General features: G+C 61.5%; 16 protein-coding genes. 10 read left to right on the forward strand and 6 right to left on the reverse strand.

All coding sequences use genetic code 11. The features are described 5' to 3' along the window. The first annotated feature begins 98 nt into the window (after positions 1-98). The 9 genes from INS80_RS10950 to INS80_RS10990 all read left to right on the forward strand — a co-directional run bounded on the left by INS80_RS10950 (position 99) and on the right by INS80_RS10990 (position 9,381). Positions 99-1,190, forward strand: a complete 1,092-nt coding sequence (locus INS80_RS10950; protein WP_439650940.1) for a pyridoxal-phosphate dependent enzyme — start codon at positions 99-101, stop codon at positions 1,188-1,190. Then, positions 1,183-2,346, forward strand: a complete 1,164-nt coding sequence (locus tag INS80_RS10955) for a M24 family metallopeptidase (protein ID WP_192965671.1) — start codon at positions 1,183-1,185, stop codon at positions 2,344-2,346. Before INS80_RS10950 ends, INS80_RS10955 begins: the two co-directional genes overlap by 8 nt. A 4-nt stretch (positions 2,347-2,350) precedes the next feature. Continuing rightward, the gene (locus INS80_RS10960; protein WP_192965672.1) at positions 2,351-3,100 is read left to right on the forward strand and encodes a maleate cis-trans isomerase family protein; all 750 of its coding nucleotides are present in this window, start codon (positions 2,351-2,353) and stop codon (positions 3,098-3,100) included. Positions 3,101-3,428: 328 nt separating this feature from the next. Beyond that, entirely contained in the window at positions 3,429-4,565 is a 1,137-nt protein-coding gene (locus INS80_RS10965) for an ABC transporter substrate-binding protein (protein WP_192965673.1), read from the forward strand. A 61-nt stretch (positions 4,566-4,626) separates the two neighbouring features. Next, complete coding sequence (locus tag INS80_RS10970; protein ID WP_192965674.1) at positions 4,627-5,547, forward strand: branched-chain amino acid ABC transporter permease; 921 nt, start codon at positions 4,627-4,629, stop codon at positions 5,545-5,547. After that, positions 5,547-6,533 (forward strand): branched-chain amino acid ABC transporter permease, encoded by a 987-nt coding sequence (locus tag INS80_RS10975; RefSeq protein ID WP_192965675.1) that lies wholly within the window; start codon positions 5,547-5,549, stop codon positions 6,531-6,533. The genes INS80_RS10970 and INS80_RS10975 overlap by 1 nt, the downstream gene beginning before the upstream one ends. Then, entirely contained in the window at positions 6,526-7,287 is a 762-nt protein-coding gene (locus INS80_RS10980; RefSeq protein WP_192965676.1) for an ABC transporter ATP-binding protein, read from the forward strand. Before INS80_RS10975 ends, INS80_RS10980 begins: the two co-directional genes overlap by 8 nt. Further along, on the forward strand, positions 7,284-7,973 hold the full coding sequence (locus INS80_RS10985; RefSeq protein WP_192965677.1) for an ABC transporter ATP-binding protein: 690 nt from the start codon (positions 7,284-7,286) through the stop codon (positions 7,971-7,973). The genes INS80_RS10980 and INS80_RS10985 overlap by 4 nt, the downstream gene beginning before the upstream one ends. Before the next feature lie 184 nt (positions 7,974-8,157). Beyond that, a complete protein-coding gene (locus INS80_RS10990; RefSeq protein ID WP_192965678.1) occupies positions 8,158-9,381 on the forward strand; it encodes a hypothetical protein in 1,224 nt (407 codons plus the stop codon). Between the two features lie 71 nt (positions 9,382-9,452). Here the strand turns inward: INS80_RS10990 and INS80_RS10995 are convergent, their stop codons facing one another. From INS80_RS10995 to INS80_RS11020, 6 genes are all read right to left on the reverse strand, one after another. After that, the gene (locus tag INS80_RS10995) at positions 9,453-10,730 is read right to left on the reverse strand and encodes an amidohydrolase family protein (protein WP_192965679.1); all 1,278 of its coding nucleotides are present in this window, start codon (positions 10,728-10,730) and stop codon (positions 9,453-9,455) included. Next, positions 10,730-11,674 (reverse strand): ABC transporter permease, encoded by a 945-nt coding sequence (locus INS80_RS11000; protein ID WP_192965680.1) that lies wholly within the window; start codon positions 11,672-11,674, stop codon positions 10,730-10,732. Before INS80_RS11000 ends, INS80_RS10995 begins: the two co-directional genes overlap by 1 nt. Position 11,675: 1 nt before the next feature. Continuing rightward, positions 11,676-12,725, reverse strand: coding sequence for an ABC transporter permease (locus tag INS80_RS11005; protein ID WP_192965681.1), 1,050 nt, complete (start codon positions 12,723-12,725; stop codon positions 11,676-11,678). Further along, a complete protein-coding gene (locus INS80_RS11010; protein WP_192965682.1) occupies positions 12,715-14,259 on the reverse strand; it encodes an ABC transporter ATP-binding protein in 1,545 nt (514 codons plus the stop codon). The genes INS80_RS11005 and INS80_RS11010 overlap by 11 nt, the downstream gene beginning before the upstream one ends. 16 nt (positions 14,260-14,275) lie before the next feature. Further along, positions 14,276-15,301: a BMP family protein gene (locus tag INS80_RS11015; RefSeq protein ID WP_192965683.1), complete on the reverse strand. Its 1,026-nt coding sequence runs from the start codon at positions 15,299-15,301 to the stop codon at positions 14,276-14,278. Positions 15,302-15,532: 231 nt separating this feature from the next. Then, positions 15,533-17,155 (reverse strand): acyl-CoA synthetase, encoded by a 1,623-nt coding sequence (locus tag INS80_RS11020; protein WP_192965684.1) that lies wholly within the window; start codon positions 17,153-17,155, stop codon positions 15,533-15,535. Positions 17,156-17,352: 197 nt separating this feature from the next. On the opposite strand from INS80_RS11020, the gene INS80_RS11025 reads away from it, so the two are divergent. Beyond that, positions 17,353-18,060, forward strand: coding sequence for an ABC transporter ATP-binding protein (locus INS80_RS11025; protein ID WP_192965685.1), 708 nt, complete (start codon positions 17,353-17,355; stop codon positions 18,058-18,060).

Below are 18,060 nucleotides of genomic sequence, written 5' to 3' on the forward strand. Positions count from 1 at the left end.
ATTTCGGTCAGAACGGCGTCGATATTTCCGATAAACCGACGTCAAGCTGAGCTATCCTTGCGCAGGGCTGCAAGGCAAGACAAGACGTGGGAGATCGCATGGGCGTGGTATTGAGCAACACTCTCGAAAACATGTGGCGTGGCAAAGCGTTGCCGGTTGGGGGCGTTGCGGCGCCGATCCTTCCCAGCATCAACGCCGCTGCCGTGGCCAAGTTGTTGACCTTATGTCCCCGGCATGCGGTGACGCCCCTGATCGATGCAGACGATCTGGCGCAGGAGATCGGGGTCGGCCAGCTCTGGATCAAGGACGAGCGCGCCCGGATGGGGCTGGGCAGTTTCAAGGCGTTGGGAGCGGCCTATGCCATCGCCCGTGAAGCAGCGCAGGCCCTGCAGGAAGAAACGCCCGAGGAGCCGGTTTGGGACACCGCGCTTCAGGGGCGCACCTTTGTTACCGCCAGCGCTGGCAACCACGGGCTGTCGGTCGCTGCAGGGGCGCGACTGTTTGGGGCGCATGCGGTGATATTCCTTGCCGAGACCGTGCCCGACGCCTTTGCCGCGCGCCTGCGGGAAAAGGGCGCTGAGGTGGTGCGCGCAGGCAGCGATTACGAGGCCAGCATGGCGGCCGCTGGGGCTGCGGCGGAGGAAAATGGCTGGTCGCTTTTGTCCGACAGCTCCTGGCCGGGATATACCGAGCCCGCGCGCGCGGTGATGGAGGGGTATCTGCAATTGGCAGCCGAAACCGCGACCCAGATGGATCAGGCGCCGACTCACATCGTGTTGCAGGCCGGGGTTGGCGGTATGGCTGCGGCAGTCGCGGCCTACGCACGCCACGTCTGGGGTGATGACCCGCAGATCGTGGTGGTCGAGCCTGACGTCGCGCCGGCCCTGATCGAGAGCATTCGGGCCGGACAGCTGGTCGATACCCTTGGTGCGGTGTCCTGCATGGGGCGCCTTGATTGCAAAACGCCGTCGCTGGTGGCGCTCAACGGGCTGGCCTGTGATGCGGATCTCTTTGTGACCATTTCGGAGGAGGAGGGCGCCGAAGCCGCGCAGACCTTGACCCGTATGGGATATGCCACAACGCCTTCGGGCGGGGCAGGGTTGGCGGCTCTTCTGACGCACCGGATCCCGAATTGCGGCGCGGATGCTTCTGTGCTCGCGATCCTCAGTGAAGGGCGCGAAGATGGCTGAGCCAGCGCGTGGCTTTCAGCGATCAGAGTTCCTGCGCCGCTGCGGTGCGCTTCAGGCGGGGCTGAGGGCTGCGGGGATGGACGCGCTGCTGCTGACCACGGCGGCGGATATCTTTTATGTCACCGGCTTTCTGACCCGGTTCTGGGAAAGCCCCGCGCGCCCCTGGTTCGTGGTGGTCCCGGCGAAAGGCGATCCGGTGGCGGTGATCCCCTCCATCGGCGCCGAGTTGATGGGACAGACCTGGGTTGCAGAGATCCGGACTTGGGATGCGCCCGATCCCGAGGACGATGGGGTCAGCCTTCTGGCCACGACACTTGGCGACCTTGTGCCCGAGCAGGGCGTGATCGGCACGCCGATGGGGATGGAAACACAGCTGCGTATGGCACTGGGGGACTATTTCGCGCTGACGGCACGTCTTGCGCCGCGCCGGATGGTGGATGCCACCGATGTGGTGCAGCGCGTGCGGGAGGTGAAGTCAGAGGCCGAGGTGGACAAGATTCGCGCCGCCTGCGCAGTGGCGGATCGCACCTTTGCCCGCGTGCCAGAGTTCGCAAGTCTCGGGCGGCCGCTTGATGCGGTCTTTCGCGACTTCCAGCGCGTTCTGCTGGAGGAAGGTGCCGATTGGGTCAGCTATACGGCGGGCGGCGCCGGGCAGGGTGGATATGGAGATGTGATTTCCCCTGCGACAGCGCAGCCGCTGGCACGGGGCGATGTGCTGATGCTGGACACCGGCGCAGTGCGGGATGGGTATTTCTGCGATTTTGATCGAAACTATGCCATTGGCGATGTCGCGCCAGACACGATGCGTGCACATGCGGCTCTTTTTGCGGCGACGGATCTGGCACTGGAGACCCTGCGCCCCGGCATGACGGCAGCCGATGTGCACCGGATCCTGTGCGAAGGGATGCGCGCACATGGCGCCACGCCCGGTGGCGGGCGGCTGGGGCATGGGCTAGGGGTGACCCTGACTGAATGGCCCTCTTTCACGCCAAAGGATCAGACGGTCTTGCGGTCGGGCATGGTCCTGACGCTGGAGCCGGGGGCGCAGATCGCACCGGGACGCATCCTTGTCCACGAAGAAAACATCGTATTGCGCGAGGGCGGCCCGGAACTCCTGTCAACCCGCGCTCCTGCGGACTTGCCGGTTCTGGAGTGATCCAATGCAGCATTTTCCATATGATCTGACAGGTCCGATCGGCAGCCGTGCCACACTGGGGCTGATCGTACTGCAGGTGGATGAAACGCTGGAACAGGACATGCGCCGCCTGCTGCCCGGAGGCGATGTGGCCCATCACGTGACACGCATTCCCAGCGGGGACGCTCTGACGCCCGATACCATCGCCACGATGGAGGGCACACTGCCAGCCGCCGCGGCTCTGTTGCCCCCGGCGGCTGCGTTCGATGTGATCGGCTATGGCTGCACCTCGGGCACCACGTTGATCGGGGCGGACCGAGTGGCGGATCTGGTGCGTCAGGGCGCCGCCTCGGCCCATGTTACTGATCCTCTGAGCGCGGCTCTGGCGGCGCTGGAGAGTTTGGGTATCCAGTCGCTGGCGATCGTGTCGCCCTACGTGGATAGCGTCAGCGCTCCGGTTCGAGACGCCTTTGCGGCGCAGGGGTATGAGGTACGCGCGACCGCCTCTTTCGGTGAAGAGGTGGAGGCGCGGGTGGCACGGATTGATCCCGCCTCGATTCGCGCGGCCGCCTTGTCCGTTGCGGATGATGCAGACGCGGTTTTCTTGTCTTGCACGAACCTGCGCACGCTGGACATCATCGAGGATCTGGAGGCGGTCCTTGGCAAACCGGTCCTGAGCAGCAATCAGGTTTTGGCCTGGCATATGGCAAAGCTTGCCAAGATATCAGAGGTTTGCAACGGTCCCGGCCATCTGTTTCAGACATTGCCCGTTTGAATGGCGCTGGTGCGAAGAGGTCTGAATTATATTTTAGGGTTTAATATTTTAATCTTGAAATAACTACGTGAAGCTGCCTAGAGTTTCTCTATCGGTCCTCGCAACTGCGAACCTGCCAGTCAAAAAGAGCAGGCGTTTGCGGGTGGTGCGATGGAAATGCGCCTTGAGAGATGCCACGCCCGGTAAAACGGGCGGAAGGTACCCCGCTAGAGGGAAAAGGTCACGAAGGGCTGGCGCCCTGCGCCCTAAGGCGGAATAGTGGTGCCATGGAGATAACCGCGGGCAACGCGGATCCGGCCCAATAACTGCAATAGGGAGACTTTGGGAAATGAAAGCAATCAAGACACTGGCGCTGGCAACCGCCGTATCCGCGCTCGCCATGGCGGCGCAGGCGGACACCAAGATCGGCATGATCACCACCCTTTCCGGCGGCGGCGCCGGTCTCGGTGTGGATGTGCGCGACGGGTTCATGCTGGCCATCGAAAAAGCGGGCCGCGACGATATCGAAGTGGTGATCGAGGACGATCAGCGCAAACCCGAAAGCGCGGTTCAGATCGCCGATCAGATGATCCAGTCCGAGAAGGTGGACATCATGACCGGCATCATCTGGTCGAACCTTGCCATGGCCGTTGTGCCTGCTGCCACCGCGCAGGGCGTGTTTTACCTCTCGCCCAATGCCGGCCCCTCGGCCCTGGCGGGCAAGCGCTGCCACGAGAACTACTTCAACGTCGCTTGGCAGAACGACAACCTGCATGAGGCCGCCGGTGCCTATGCCAGCGCCGAAGGCTTTAAGAACACCTTCATCCTCGCGCCCAACTACCCGGCGGGCAAGGACGCTCTGACCGGGTACAAACGCATGTACGAAGGCGATCTGGCCGGTGAAATCTACACCAAACTGGGTCAGACCGACTATGCTGCCGAGATCGCCCAGATCCGGGCCTCCGGTGCGGATTCGGTGTTCTTCTTCCTGCCCGGCGGCATGGGGATCTCCTTCCTCAAGCAATATGCCGACAGCGGCGTCGATCTGCCGGTCGTTGGGCCAGCCTTCAGCTTTGATCAGGGCATCCTGCAAGCCGTGGGTGAAGCGGCGCTGGGTGTAAAAAACACCTCCCAGTGGAACAAGGATCTGGACAACGCGGCCAACGCCGAATTCGTGGCAGGCTTTCAGGAGAAATACGGCCGTCTGCCCTCGCTTTACGCCAGCCAGGGCTATGACACCGCCAACCTGATCCTGAGTGCGCTTGAGAAGGCCGATGTATCCGACAAGGACGCTTTCCGCGCGGCTCTGGAAGCGGCGGAATTCGCCTCGGTGCGGGGAGAGTTCAAATTCGGCCCCAACCATCACCCGATCCAGAACATCTATGTGCGCGAAGTGATCAAGGAAGGCGAGGTCTTCACCAACAAGATCATCGCCACCGGCCTTGAGATGCGCGGCGACGCCTACGCTGCCGAGTGCAAGATGTAAGAGACCTCCAATCTCGCGGGGGCGCTGACGAAAGGCGCCCCTGCAGTGGCGGAACATTCCCATGTCCATACTCCTCATTCTTGAGCAGGTCCTGAACGGGTTGCAGTTCGGGGTCATGCTATTCCTCATGGCTGCGGGCCTGACGCTGGTCTTCGGCGTGATGGGGCTGATCAACCTCGCCCATGGCGCGCTTTACATGGTGGGGGCCTTTGCCGCCGCCGCCGTGGCGGGGCTGACCGGATCCTTTCTGTTGGCGCTGGTGGCGAGCCTTGCGGCCGCCGCAGCGGCTGGCGCGATTGTCGAGGTTGCCGTGATCCGGCGGCTTTATGATCGCGATCACCTTGATCAGGTGCTGGCCACATTCGCGCTGATCCTGATTTTCTCTGAAGGGACGCGCTGGATCTTTGGTTCCTTCCCGCTGTTCCTTGATGTGCCGGATTACCTCTCTGGCCCGGTGACACTGCCCGGGGGAATCGAGTATCCCATGTACCGGCTTACGATCATTGCCATCGGTCTTGTGGTGGCGGCGGCGCTGTTCTGGCTGATTGCCCGCACCCGGATCGGTATCCAGATCCGCGCAGGCGAAGCCGATCGCGAGATGATCGCGGCGCTGGGAGTAGACATTTCCAAGCTCTATACGCTGGTCTTTGCCCTTGGCGCGGCGCTGGCCGGCCTTGCGGGCGCCCTGGTCGGCGCGATCCAGTCGGTGCAGGTCGGCATGGGAGAGCCTGTGCTGATCCTGGCCTTCGTGGTGATCGTGATTGGCGGTATCGGGTCGATCAAGGGGGCCCTTGTCGGTGCTGTTCTGGTGGGGCTGACCGACACGCTGGGCAAGGTGTTTCTGCCGCAATTCTTTGGGCTGTTCCTTGAGCCTGCCAGTGCAACCTCCGTGGGCGCTTCGCTCGCCTCTATGCTGATCTACATCCTGATGGCGCTGGTTCTGCTCGTGCGCCCGTCGGGCCTATATGGGGGGAGCAACTGATGCCGACCCGCGAAACAACATTGAACATCGCGCTGGCCGCGACCCTCTTGGCGGTGCCGCTTCTGGCGCTGGCGATGGATGAGATCTTTATCATTACGCTGGCCACCAAGGTTGCGATCCTGGCGCTGGCCGGTGTCGGCCTCAATATCGCGCTGGGCATCGGCGGCCTGGTGAGCCTTGGGCACGCGGCCTTTTTCGGGATCGGCGGCTATGCAATGGGGATCCTTGCTGCGCATGCGCAGAACTATGACCCGATCATGGAGGTGCCTTTCCTGATCGAGGGTACCAACCAGATGCCCATCATCTGGCTGGTTGCCATCGTCGCCAGCGCATTGGCGGCGCTGGTGATCGGGGCGCTTTCCCTACGCACCTCGGGCGTCTATTTCATCATGATCACGCTGGCCTTCGGGCAGATGCTGTACTACTTCGCGATCAGCTGGTCTGCCTATGGCGGCGAGGATGGTCAGTCGATCTGGGTGCGCAACGAATTCCCGGGCCTTAACACGCTCGATCCGATCCAGTTCTTCCTGATTGCATATGTGATCTTATGCGTGGTGCTGGTCTTTTCTGCGCGCCTTGCACGCTCACCTTTTGGCCTTGCCTTGGCGGCGGCCCGGCAGACCGAGGAACGCGTGATGACCGTGGGCCTCACGCCCTTTCATTTGCGGCTCGTGGCCTTTGTCATCTCGGGCGCGATCACCGGGCTTGCCGGGGCGCTTTATGCCGACCTTAATCGCTTTGTCAGCCCCACCATGCTCAGCTGGCACACCAGCGGTGAGATCATGGTCTTCGTGATCATCGGCGGGGTGGGGCGTCTGTTCGGCCCGCTCGTGGGCGCGGCGGTCTTTATCCTTTTGGAGCATATCCTTGGGGGTTTCAGCGAATACTGGCAGATCTTCCTCGGCCTCTTGCTCCTCCTGATGGTGCTGTTCGCACGCGGCGGATTGATCGGAGCCGTCGCCGGACGGGAGGTGGCCCATGACTGACATGACCCCGGTTCTGAAGGTTGAGGGCATCAGCAAAAGCTTTGGCGCGCTGAAGGCCAGCGACAATGTGAGCCTTGATCTGCGGCCCGGTGAAATCCACGCCCTGATCGGCCCCAATGGTGCGGGCAAATCCACCCTGATCAAGCAGATCTCGGGCAGCCTGCGCCCCGATAGTGGCCGGATCGAGGTTCTGGGCCGCGATGTCACCGATCTTGATACCGTGGCGCGGGCGCGGCTGGGGCTGGGGCGGACCTTCCAGATCTCGTCCCTCGCCATGGAGTTCACGGTGCTGCAGAACGTGGTCCTTGGCGCGCTGGGCGCGCGGGGGCGGGCGTTTTCCTTCTTCCGCAACGTGATGAAGGACAAGGCCCTGCTGGAACCTGCGCAGCGCGCACTGGAACGCGTCGGCCTACAGGAGGAAGCGCAGCGGCGCACCGCCGATCTGTCCCACGGGCAGCGTCGCCAGCTGGAGGTCGCCGTGGCGCTGACACTTCAGCCGAAACTTTTCCTGATGGATGAACCCATGGCGGGTCTGGGGGCGAGCGGGTCCAAGGCCCTGACGGGTTTTCTGGATGAGCTGCGCCATGAGGCGCCGATCCTCTTGGTCGAACATGACATGGACGCGGTTTTCGCCCTCGCCGACAGGATCAGCGTGCTGGTCTACGGTGCGGTGATCGCCACCGGCACGGCGGATGAGATCCGCGCCAACCCAGAGGTGCGCCGCGCATACCTCGGAGAGGAGGACGCCGCATGAGCCTGTTGTCCCTGAAGAATATCGAAGCCTCCTACGGCCCCTCGCAGGCGCTGTTTGGCGTTTCGCTGGATCTCGCCGAGGGTGAGGTCGTCGCCCTGATGGGCCGCAACGGTATGGGCAAGACCACTACCATCAAGTCGATCTGCGGCATGGTCCAGCCTTTTGCTGGTGATCTGCGGTTCGATGGCCACGACCTGCGGCAGCTTCCGTCGCACAAGATTGCGCGGCTGGGCATCGGCCTTGTGCCCGAGGGGCGGCGTTGTTTCGGCCCGCTGACGGTAGAGGAAAACCTGACCGCCGCCGCCCGCCCGGGGCATTGGGATTTCGACCGGGTGGCGGGCCTGTTTCCGCGCCTGAAAGAGCGGCGCGACCAGACCGCCAGTTCGCTCTCGGGCGGAGAGCAGCAGATGCTCGCCATTGGCCGCGCCCTGATGACCAACCCGCGCCTGTTGATCCTAGACGAGGCAACCGAGGGCCTCGCCCCCGTGGTGCGGCAGGAAATCTGGGCGGCCATTGCGCAGCTGAAACGCGAGGCGGGCCTGTCGATCCTGGTGGTGGACAAGACGCTGAAGGAGCTCGCCCAGATCGCCGATCACGCGGTGATCCTGAACCGAGGTCAAAGCGTCTGGACTGGGAAAATGGAGGAGTTGACCCCGGATCTGACGGATCAGTATTTGGGGGTTTGAGCGGGCACGGACAGCGTTGCACAAGGTTGGCTCAGTGTCCTGAGCCGATCAGCCAATTTACTCCGATTTCTTCGTGCGCGAAGTCAATTTGTAAATCTGGTTTTCTCATCGTAGTTTCATAGCGTAGGCTTTCAATTTTATCAGGCCATTCCCCAAGGCAACCTACGGTTTAGAAGGTACTCTCATGCTACTTCCCGGTCAATTTTCGGACATTGAACAGGGTTCGAAATTTTCACTTTCTGTCGAGCAGGTCAAGGTAGGCGGCGTCGTTACAGGATCCACTGAAATTTTGGTGTCATACGATGAAAAAGGACGGCCGCTTCTTCACTTGGGGGACCTTTTTCCGTCGACACTGTCGGTCTTGAGCTCTGAAGTTCAGATTAATTATAAGGTAGAGAGTGAGCCATGGCCGTTGATAATAACCAAGCGTAGCATCTACTCTGAGCAGGCTAGCCCAATTGTTGAAGCCCGACTTGCTAGGGAGCCTCTAGTCCTTTTTGACAAGCCAAACTCAACAAGATTTGAGGCTGTTCTTTTGTCCCCTCCCAAGTTTATTTCAGCGCCTATTGTTCTTCATGATGAGAACAAAAATAAATTTGAGATAGAACCCCTTGAAACGGCAGAGGGGGCCGCGTGTCTGCTTCGGTCAAGTCTTCACCTTAGTGCGGAAGACCCACTTAGGCCACTTTCGCCAATCCTGAATTTCCTTACATTTATGAAGGGTTGTCATTGTGGGCTTGGCAATCTGTTCGCCTATGATGAGGAAGATGCCGTTGCGTTTAGATTGCTCGGATTTTCACACAGTGACGTTGAGAAGCGGGAAACAAACTGGTTTGACATAGAAATACAGAAAAACCTTCCTGAAATATTCACTCTCTTTTCTGGGGCATTTTCAGATGATTTGACCGGTCGCGCGCTTCGTCAGACTGTCAGTTTTTATCGTGCATCGAATGCTTCGAGAAGTGTATCTGTCGAAATGTCTATTATTGCTGCGCATTCGGCCCTGGAGTCGATTGTGAATTTTGTTCTCGAACATCGAGCGGGCTGGTCGAAGTCGATGATGAATAACCGTAGCATAGCGTTTTCAGATAAAAGCCGTGCTGCTGCGCAGCATTTTGGAGTTTGCACTGAATTGCTGTCTCAAAGCCCGGAGCTAGCTGCCTTTTCAATTGGAAGCAATGGCATAGATGTGTTTGAAATTATTTCGAGATTCAGAAATAAGTTGGTCCATCAAGACGCGAAGCATTCTCCTACCGGAATCCAGCTTCACGAAACCTGGTTGATAGCGCAGTGGCTGGTTGAGGTCCTGGTATTTGGGGTGATTGGGTATCGGGGAGATATCATTGATAGAAGAGTCTACAAGGGCTGGCGGGGCACCACATGCAAAGTACCATTGTCCCGCTCGTAAAGGCATTCTGTTTCGATCCGTAGCTTTGACGCAACGAAATATCTGGCGCCAACTGCGAAAACTACACCTTACTACCCAACCCCATGCCGCCGCCGCACAGTCTCGGGCCGTCCCCGCAACGAAAGACTCGCATCCCCTCGGGCGCTGCGGGCGATGATCTTGCCCTTGGACACAACCGCCAGACGGGGGGGGCGCAGGCGGACGGCTTCGGTTGGGGTACTGGCGTCTAGAATCACCAGCGAGGCGTCGCCGCCCACTTTCAGGCCATAGTCCTTTAATCCCATGATCTGGGCGTTGACCTCGGTCACCATGGTGAAGCAGCGGGCCATCTCATCGGGGTGACTCATCTGCGCCACGTGCAGACCCATGAAGGCGACGTCCAGCATGTCTCCGGTGCCAAGGGAATACCAGGGGTCGAGCACGCAGTCCTGCCCCCAGCCGACGGGGATGCCAAGGGCCTGCATCTCCTTCACGCGGGTCAGGCCGCGGCGTTTGGGAAAGGTGTCGTGCCGCCCTTGCAGCATGATGTTGATCAAAGGGTTGGGGATTGCGGAAATCCCGGCCTCGGCGATTAGCGGCAGCAGTTTGCTGACGTAGTAGTTGTCCATCGAATGCATCGAGGTCAGGTGACTGCCCGCAACGCGCCCCTGCAATCCCAGTCGCTGGGTTTCATAGGCCAGCGCCTCGATATGGCGGGATAGGGGATCGTCGGTCTCGTCGCAGTGGATATCGACCATCAGACCCCGCTCGGCGGCGATCTCGCAGAGGTCGCGCATGGAAGCGGCGCCGTCCTGCATGGTGCGCTCGAAATGGGGGATGCCGCCGACCACATCAACGCCCATATCGAGGGCGCGCAGCACATTCTCGCGCCCCGTTGGCGTGCGATAAAGCCCATCCTGCGGGAAGGCGACCAGTTGCAGATCGATGTAGCCTTTGACCTTCTCCTTGACCTCCAGCATGGCGGTTACGGTGTTCAAATGGTCGGGTGTGGTGTCCACATGGGATCGGATCGCCAGCGTCCCCATGGAGGCGGCCCAGTCGCAATAGGTCAGCGCGCGTTCGACCATCTCATCCACCGTGGCGATGTCGCGCAGCTCTCCCCAAAGCGAGATCCCTTCCAGCAGCGTGCCCGAGGCGTTGAGCCGGGGTCTGCCGTAAGACAAAGTCGCATCCATGTGGAAATGCGGGTCCACAAAGGGCGGGGCGACGAGGTCTCCGCTGGCGTCGATCACCTCGGCCGCTTCCGCCTCCAGATTGGCATCAATCGCGGTGATTTTGCCGCCCGCGATGCCGATATCGGCCACCGTTCCATCGGGCAGGGTGCCGCCCTTGACGATCAGGTCGAACATCATCTTTCCCCCTTGTTGAAGGGCACCATCAGCGCCGCCGGGATCTCGGCGCGGCGGGACATCACCACCAGCGCCAGAATGGACAGGATATAGGGCATCATCAGGAAAACCTGGTAAGGAACAACCGCGCCGATGCCGGTTTGCTGCAGGCGGATCTGCAGCGCGTCAAAGGCCGCGAACAGGATTGCACCCAGCACCGCTTTGCCCGGCTTCCAGGCCCCAAAGACCACCAGCGCAATGCAGATCCAGCCGCGCCCGTTGACCATGTCGAAAAAGAAGCTGTCAAAGGCCGAAAGCGTCAGGAAAGCGCCTCCGATGGCCATGAAGCCCGAGCCGACCACAACCGCGCCCATGCGGATGGCGGTGACCGACAGACCCTGGGCGGCGACGGCCTGCGGGTTTTCTCCGGCGGCGCGCACCGCAAGGCCAAGGGGCGTGCGATAAAGCACCAATGCCGTCAGACCGGCCAGCACGAATGCCGCATAGGTGAGCGGTGTCTGCGAAAACAGCGCCGGGCCGACCAGTGGCAGATCAGACAAAAGCGGGATCTCATAAGGCTGGAAGGCCGTGATCTTGGGCGGCGATGACACTTCGGGCAGCACCACGCGGTAGGTATAGAAGGTCAGCGAGGTCGCCAGCAGCGTGAGGCCAACCCCCACCACATGCTGCGAGAGGCCAAAGGGAACGCTGAAAATGGAATGCACCAGCCCCAGCATCATGCCCGTCAGCAGCGCCACGGCAACCCCGCCCCACAAGGGCAGTCCGCCCCAGACGGCGATCCAGCCTGCAAAGGCGCCCGCGACCATGATGCCTTCGATGCCGAGGTTCAGAACGCCTGCACGCTCGCAGATCAGCTCTCCGATGGTGGCAAAGATCAGGGGAGAGGCGATGCGGATGGCGGCGGCCCAGAAACTGGCGGACAATAGGATGTCAATGAGGTCCATATCAGTCCCTCCGCACGCGGAATTTGGTGAGAAGGATTGCCAGCACCATGAACAACAGCGCCGAAGCCAGCATGATATCGGCGAGATAGCTCGGCACGCCTGCTGCGCGGCTCATACTGTCCGCGCCAACGAATATGGCCGCCACGAACAGAGCCGCGACGACCACGCCCAAGGGGTGCAAGAGCGCAAGCATGGCGACCACGATGCCGGTGTAGCCAAAGCCGGGCGACAGATCGAGCGTGAGGGAGCCTTTGAGCCCCGAGACCTCGGAAAATCCCGCAAGGCCGGCAAGGCCACCGGATAGCACCGCGGTCTTGAGGATGACTTTGGTCACCGGAATGCCTGCGAAAGCTGCGGCCTCGGCGTTCTGGCCGACGGCGCGCATTTCATAGCCGAGCGTGGTGCGCGTGTTGATGATCCAGACGGCGACAGCGGCAATCAGAGCCAGGGCAAAGCCCCAGTGCAGGCGCAGCCCTTCAACAATGCGGGGCAGGCGGGCCTCAGGGATCAGCCGCGCGGATTTCGGCCAGCCCATGCCCATGGGATCCTTCAGCGGCCCTTCGAGCAGGTAACTTACAAAGAGCAGAAAGATGAAGTTGAACAGCAGCGTCGTCACCACCTCATCGACGCCCAGCCGGGTCTTGAGCAGCGCAGGCCCCAAGAGGATCAGCGCGCCGGCCAGCATCGCGGCAAGGCCACAAAGCGCCAGCATCAGCGGCGCAGGCAGGGACAGGGCACCTGTCCCCAGAACCACGGTGAGCACCGCGCCCGCATAAAGCTGCGCCTCGGCACCGATGTTCCACAGCTTGGCGCGAAAGGCCACCGCGATGGCAAGGCCGGTAAAGATCAGCGGCGTTGCGCTGTTCAGCGTCTCCAATATGGCGAACTTCGACCCGAAAGCGCCTTTCACGATCAGGCCAAAGACCGCAAAAGGATTGCCGCCCGCGATCATTGCCAGAAGCGCCGCCACCACGAAGGTCGCGCCGATGGCCAGCGCGGGCGGCAAGACGCGCCGCCCGAAAGAGGGCGCTGCAATGGGTTCAAGCCGCATCGGTCATTCCCTTGTCAAAACCCTCGCCTGCCATCCAGCGGCCCAGATCCTCGGGGCGCATGGTGCCACGAGCAAATTCCGGACTGAGCCGTCCTTCGGAGATCACATGGATCACATCCGACAGGCGCATGATTTCGTCGAGGTCTTCCGAAATCAGCAGAACGGCGGCGCCCCGGTCGCGGGCCTTGGCCAGTTGCTCGTGCACATAGTTCACCGCGCCAATGTCCAGGCCGCGGACAGGCTGGTTTGCCAGGATGATATCCGGTGCGCCTTCCAGAACCCGTCCTAAGATCAGCTTTTGCATATTGCCGCCAGATAGTAGGCGGATGCGGATATCCGGGCCGGGGCAGCGGATGTCGTAGCCCTCGATCAGCTTTTGCGCAAAGGCGCGCGCGCCGCTCCAGTCAAGCCAGCCGCGTTTGCTGAACCGGGTGGCGTAGGTTTCGAGGATGGCGTTCTCGGTGAGGTCGAAATCGGCGATGGTGCCGGTCTTGTGCCGGTCCTCGGGAATGCGGGCCACGCCATTTGCGATGGCGCTGCGCGGCGACCATCCTTGAGGGGCTTGCCCATGCAGCTCCATGCTACCGCTGGACGGGGCGATGAGGCCCGAGATCAGATCCGACAGCGCCGCCTGGCCGTTGCCAGACACACCGGCAAGCCCGGTGATCTGACCGGCCCGCAGATCAAGGCTGACGCGGGCAAGGCCCGGCGCGGAGCCGACCCCCGGCGTGGTGACATCACGCATGGACAGGAGCGGCGCGCCGGGGGAGGCAGGGGCGATGCTGGGTGCGCTCACCTCGGCGCCGACCATCAGCGCGGCAAGTTCCTCGCCGTTGGTGTCTTTGGTGGCGCGCTCGGCCACAAGGCGGCCATGGCGCAGCACCAGCACGCGGTCGGAAATCGCCATCACCTCGTGCAGTTTGTGGGAAATGAAAATCACCGACAGGCCGGATGCAATCGCCTCGCGCAGGGTTGCGAACAGGGCGTCAGCCTCTTGCGGGGTCAGCACGGCGGTGGGCTCATCGAGGATCAGGATTTTCGCATCGCGATAGAGCGCCTTCAGGATCTCGACCCGCTGGCGTTCCCCCACGGTGAGGCGGCCCACTTTGGCATCCGGGTCCACCTTCAGGTGGAACCGGTCCGACAGGGCGCGGATGCGGGCCTTGGCGGCGGCGGGTTTAAGGCTGGCGGCGCTCAGCGCATCAACGCCCAGCACGATGTTTTCCCAGACCGTCAGGTTCCCGGCCAGGGTGAAATGTTGATGCACCATCCCAACGCCAGCGTCCAGCGCGGCCCGCGGATTGCCTGCGGGCAGGGGCTGGCCGAACAGCTCGACCGAACCCTCATCGGCGGTGTACTGGCCGAAAAGGATGTTCATCAGCGTGGTTTTGCCCGCGCCGTTTTCCCCCAACAACGCGATCACTTCGCCCCGGTGCAGGGCAAAGCTGACGTTCTCATTGGCGGTGACGGGACCGAACCGTTTGGTAATGCCATCAAGGCGCAGGACAACCTGCGCCTTTTCACTGTCAGTCATACCCGAAAGGCCCTCATCACGAGGATTTGGGTTCTTCGTCGTTGATCGCAACGGTGTAGGAGCCGTCCTTGATCGCGGCGGTGCGGGCGGCGACCAGATCCAGCGCCTCTTGCGGGATCTTGCCCTCGAAGGTGCCATAGGGCGCGAGCGAGCAGCCGCCCTCCTTCATGAAGGAATAGACGCCGTAATCGGCGGCGGTGAATGTGCCGCCCTTGACCGCGGCAATGGCTGCGTCCAGCGTCGGCTCGAAATGCCAGATGGCGGAGGCAACGACGGTGTCGGGATAGTCCGCCTGCGTATCGATCACGTTGCCGATGGCCAGAATGCCCTTTTCCTTGGCCGCATCCGAAACGCCAAAACGTTCCGCATAAAGGATATCGGCGCCGTTCTCGATCATGGCGAACGCGGTTTCCTTGGCCTTTGGCGGGTCGAACCAGGAACCAATAAAGGAGACCTGGAACTTCATTTCCGGGTTCATCTCGCGCGCGCCGGCCATAAAGGCGTGCATCAGGCGGTTCACCTCGGGGATCGGGAAGCCACCGACCATGCCGATATTGCCCGATTTGGACATGGAACCTGCAATGATGCCCGACAGGTAGGCCGCATCCTGGATGTAGTTGTCAAAGACCGAAAGGTTCGGGATGCTCGGGTCTTCCTTAAAGGAAGAGCCCATCAGGAAGGCCACATCCGGATAGTCGGCCATGACCTCGCGCGCTTCGGCCTCGACGCCGAAGATTTCACCGATGATCATCTGATAGCCCTGCTCGGCATATTCGCGCATGACGCGGGAATAATCCGAGTTCGAGGTGTTCTCGGAATAGGTATAGCTGATGTCACCGCGGTCCTGCGCTGTCAGCGCGGCAACGTGAATGCGGCTGACCCATTGCTGCTCAACCGGGACGGTGTAGATGCCGGCGACCTTGAGCGGTTCGCTGGCAAACAGACGAGCGGGTGCGGACAGAGCGCCTGCGGTCAATGCGACGGCGGCACTGGTGCCCAGAAACTGGCGGCGTGACAGAACGCCCGTGGCTTTATCTTTCATGGAACAATCCCCCTGTTGAAATCCGCCCCGGTCAAAATGTGGGGCGGTTGTCCAATCGGTAAAAATATCCCGCTGTACAGACAAGCGGAGATCCGTTGGATACTTACCGTTCAGAGCCTGCGCGCAAATTATGGGCATGTGCAAGAAATTTCGCCATTTTGCGCGGCGCAGCGCGGACAGAACCGGCACCATGCCCCGCCGAAGTCAGGCGAGGCACAGGGGCTGGTTGGGTTAGGTGGCCCCCCCGGCAAAGACCCCTGCATATTCGATGCGCAGATCCTTTTTCAGGATCTTGCCGCTGGCGTTTTTGGGCAGGGCCTCGACTATTGCGACGTGTTTGGGCCGTTTGAAATTGGCAAGGGTATCGCCGCAATAGGCTTGCAGGGCTTCAATTGTGACCTCCTCCCCCGGTTTGGGCACGATTACGGCGGTCACAGCTTCGATCCATTTCGGGTGCGGCACGCCAAAAACGGCGACCTCGGCCACGGAGGGGTGGCGGAAGATCGCTTCCTCCACTTCGCGGCTGGCGACGTTTTCGCCGCCTGTCTTGATCATGTCCTTCTTGCGGTCGACCACGTAAAGGTAGCCGTCCTCGTCGAACCGTCCCAAATCGCCCGAGTGGAACCAGCCGCCCTCAAAGGCCTCCGACGTCTTGGCCGGGTCGTTGTAATAGCCAAGAATCAGATGCGGGCTGCGATGGACGATCTCGCCCACTTCACCCACGGGCAGGTCGTTGCCCGCATCATCCACCACGCGGGTCTCCACGTTCAGCGCTGGCCGCCCGGCCGAGCCAAGCTTGCTCAGCTGTTCATGCGGCAAAAGGATCGTCGCAACGGGGGCCATTTCGGTTTGGCCGTAGAAGTTGAACAGCCGCAGGTTTGGCAGGCGGGTGGTCAGCTCTTCGATGATGGCCGTGGGCATGATCGAGGCGCCGTAGTACCCCTTGCGCAGCGCGCTGAGGTCGGTTGTGTCGAAATCGGGGTGGCGCAGTAGCGCGATCCAGACAGTGGGCGGGCAAAAGAGCTTGGTGACGCCTTCGGCGGCAATGGCTTCCAGCATCAGGCCGGGGTCCGCCGCCTCCATCAGGATACTCGTGGCGCCTAGGTAAAGATCCGGCGTCAGGAAACAGTCCAGCTGCGCACAGTGAAACAGCGGCAGGCAGTGGAGTTCGATATCGCTGGCCGACATCTCGCCATCGCTGATGCAGCTGCCGTATTGCGCATAAAGCGCGTCCGAGGACAGTAGCGCCCCCTTTGGCCGGGATTCGGTGCCGCTGGTGTACATCATCTGGATCGGATCATCGCCCGCGATCTCAACATAAGGCGCGCTGTCGTCTGCGTGATCGAACAGGGCTTCGGCGGCCTCCCAACCTGTCGGCAAGCTGTCGAGCGCATGGGAAATGGACAGGCGGAACAGCATCGGCTGATCAAGTTGAGCAAGCGCCGCATCAGCGGTGGTGCACAGGGCATCTTCGGCAATGATCGCGCGGGCGCCGGAATGATCAAGGATATAGGCCACGTCATCGGCGCTGAGCATGAAATTCACCGGCGTCATCACCGCGCCAAGCCGCGCCAGCGCAAAGCGGATCACCACAAAAGCGCGGTTGTTGTGGGAGTAGAGCGCGACCCAGTCTCCCTTGGTGATGCCGCGCGCCGCCAGGGCATTGGCGCAACGGTTCACCACCCGGTCCAGCTCTGCGAAACTGTCGCGCTGCCCCCGAAAAACCAGCGCGGTCTTGTTTGGCGTGCGGGCGGCGCTGCGGCGCAAGAGGTCTCCTAATTGCTGGCTACGGGCACGCGCAATCGTGGCCGTTAGCTGCGCGTCCGGCGGCGCAGCCTGATTATTGTTTGTCATGCTTTCCTCCCTGGTTCTGCTGGCGATCCTGCCGAGAAATCCAAATTCGTCAAGTTTCCTAGGCCTCTAGGCCGCTGTCACCTTGCGTCCTTTCCGGTCCTTTCACGAGAGCGCGGAGATCGGCCTTTGGTTTCATGTTGAGCCATGTCAAAGTCTCTGCAGTGCAGCGCGCCTATCCCTTGGGGTGAGAGGTGATTATGAAAGATGTGGTTTTCAAAACCGAAGGCGTGACCAAGGTCTACGACACCGGTACGCAAAAGGTGCATGCCTTGGCCGGCGTGGATCTTGAGCTGCTCACCGGCGAGTTGGTGGTTCTGCTGGGTCCTTCGGGCAGCGGCAAGTCGACGCTTTTGAACATCCTTGGCGGGCTGGATCATGCCACCGACGGGCGGGTCTGGTTCCGCGATCAGGAACTCACCACGATGAATGATCGCGGGCTCACGCGCTATCGGCGCGATCACGTCGGTTTTGTCTTTCAATTCTACAACCTCGTGCCCAGCCTCTCGGCCTGGGAGAACGTGCAGCTGGTGACTGATGTGGCCCGAAACCCGATGCCGCCCGAAGAGGCGCTGAAGGAGGTCGGCCTGGGCGCCCGTATGGATCACTTCCCGGCGGAGATGTCAGGCGGCGAGCAGCAGCGCGTTGCCATCGCCCGCGCCATCGCCAAACGCCCCGAGATCCTTTTGTGTGATGAGCCCACGGGCGCGCTCGACAGCAAGACCGGCGTGCAGGTGCTGGAGGCGCTGCAACGGATCAATGAAACGACCGGCACCACCACTGTTGTCATCACCCACAATGCCGCGATCCGGCAGATGGCGCATCGGGTGATCTGGTTCCAGGACGGCAAGATTCGGCTGGTGGAGGAAAACGACACCCAACTCGCCCCGTCCGAGATCGAGTGGTAG

Source organism: Phycobacter azelaicus (assembly GCF_014884385.1).
GTDB lineage: Bacteria > Pseudomonadota > Alphaproteobacteria > Rhodobacterales > Rhodobacteraceae > Phycobacter > Phycobacter azelaicus.

Excerpts from the sequence above, each read along its gene's own strand:
- INS80_RS10955 (WP_192965671.1), top strand. The coding sequence starts at position 1,183 with ATGGCTGAGCCAGCGCGTGGCTTTCAGCGATCAGAGTTCCTGCGCCGC.
- INS80_RS10965 (WP_192965673.1), top strand. The coding sequence starts at position 3,429 with ATGAAAGCAATCAAGACACTGGCGCTGGCAACCGCCGTATCCGCGCTC.
- INS80_RS11000 (WP_192965680.1), bottom strand. The coding sequence starts at position 11,674 with ATGGACCTCATTGACATCCTATTGTCCGCCAGTTTCTGGGCCGCCGCC.
- INS80_RS10975 (WP_192965675.1), top strand. The coding sequence starts at position 5,547 with ATGCCGACCCGCGAAACAACATTGAACATCGCGCTGGCCGCGACCCTC.
- INS80_RS10950 (WP_439650940.1), top strand. The coding sequence starts at position 99 with ATGGGCGTGGTATTGAGCAACACTCTCGAAAACATGTGGCGTGGCAAA.
- INS80_RS10990 (WP_192965678.1), top strand. The coding sequence starts at position 8,158 with ATGCTACTTCCCGGTCAATTTTCGGACATTGAACAGGGTTCGAAATTT.
- INS80_RS10985 (WP_192965677.1), top strand. The coding sequence starts at position 7,284 with ATGAGCCTGTTGTCCCTGAAGAATATCGAAGCCTCCTACGGCCCCTCG.
- INS80_RS11010 (WP_192965682.1), bottom strand. The coding sequence starts at position 14,259 with ATGACTGACAGTGAAAAGGCGCAGGTTGTCCTGCGCCTTGATGGCATT.
- INS80_RS11005 (WP_192965681.1), bottom strand. The coding sequence starts at position 12,725 with ATGCGGCTTGAACCCATTGCAGCGCCCTCTTTCGGGCGGCGCGTCTTG.
- INS80_RS10960 (WP_192965672.1), top strand. The coding sequence starts at position 2,351 with ATGCAGCATTTTCCATATGATCTGACAGGTCCGATCGGCAGCCGTGCC.
- INS80_RS10970 (WP_192965674.1), top strand. The coding sequence starts at position 4,627 with ATGTCCATACTCCTCATTCTTGAGCAGGTCCTGAACGGGTTGCAGTTC.
- INS80_RS11020 (WP_192965684.1), bottom strand. The coding sequence starts at position 17,155 with ATGACAAACAATAATCAGGCTGCGCCGCCGGACGCGCAGCTAACGGCC.
- INS80_RS11015 (WP_192965683.1), bottom strand. The coding sequence starts at position 15,301 with ATGAAAGATAAAGCCACGGGCGTTCTGTCACGCCGCCAGTTTCTGGGC.
- INS80_RS11025 (WP_192965685.1), top strand. The coding sequence starts at position 17,353 with ATGAAAGATGTGGTTTTCAAAACCGAAGGCGTGACCAAGGTCTACGAC.
- INS80_RS10995 (WP_192965679.1), bottom strand. The coding sequence starts at position 10,730 with ATGTTCGACCTGATCGTCAAGGGCGGCACCCTGCCCGATGGAACGGTG.
- INS80_RS10980 (WP_192965676.1), top strand. The coding sequence starts at position 6,526 with ATGACTGACATGACCCCGGTTCTGAAGGTTGAGGGCATCAGCAAAAGC.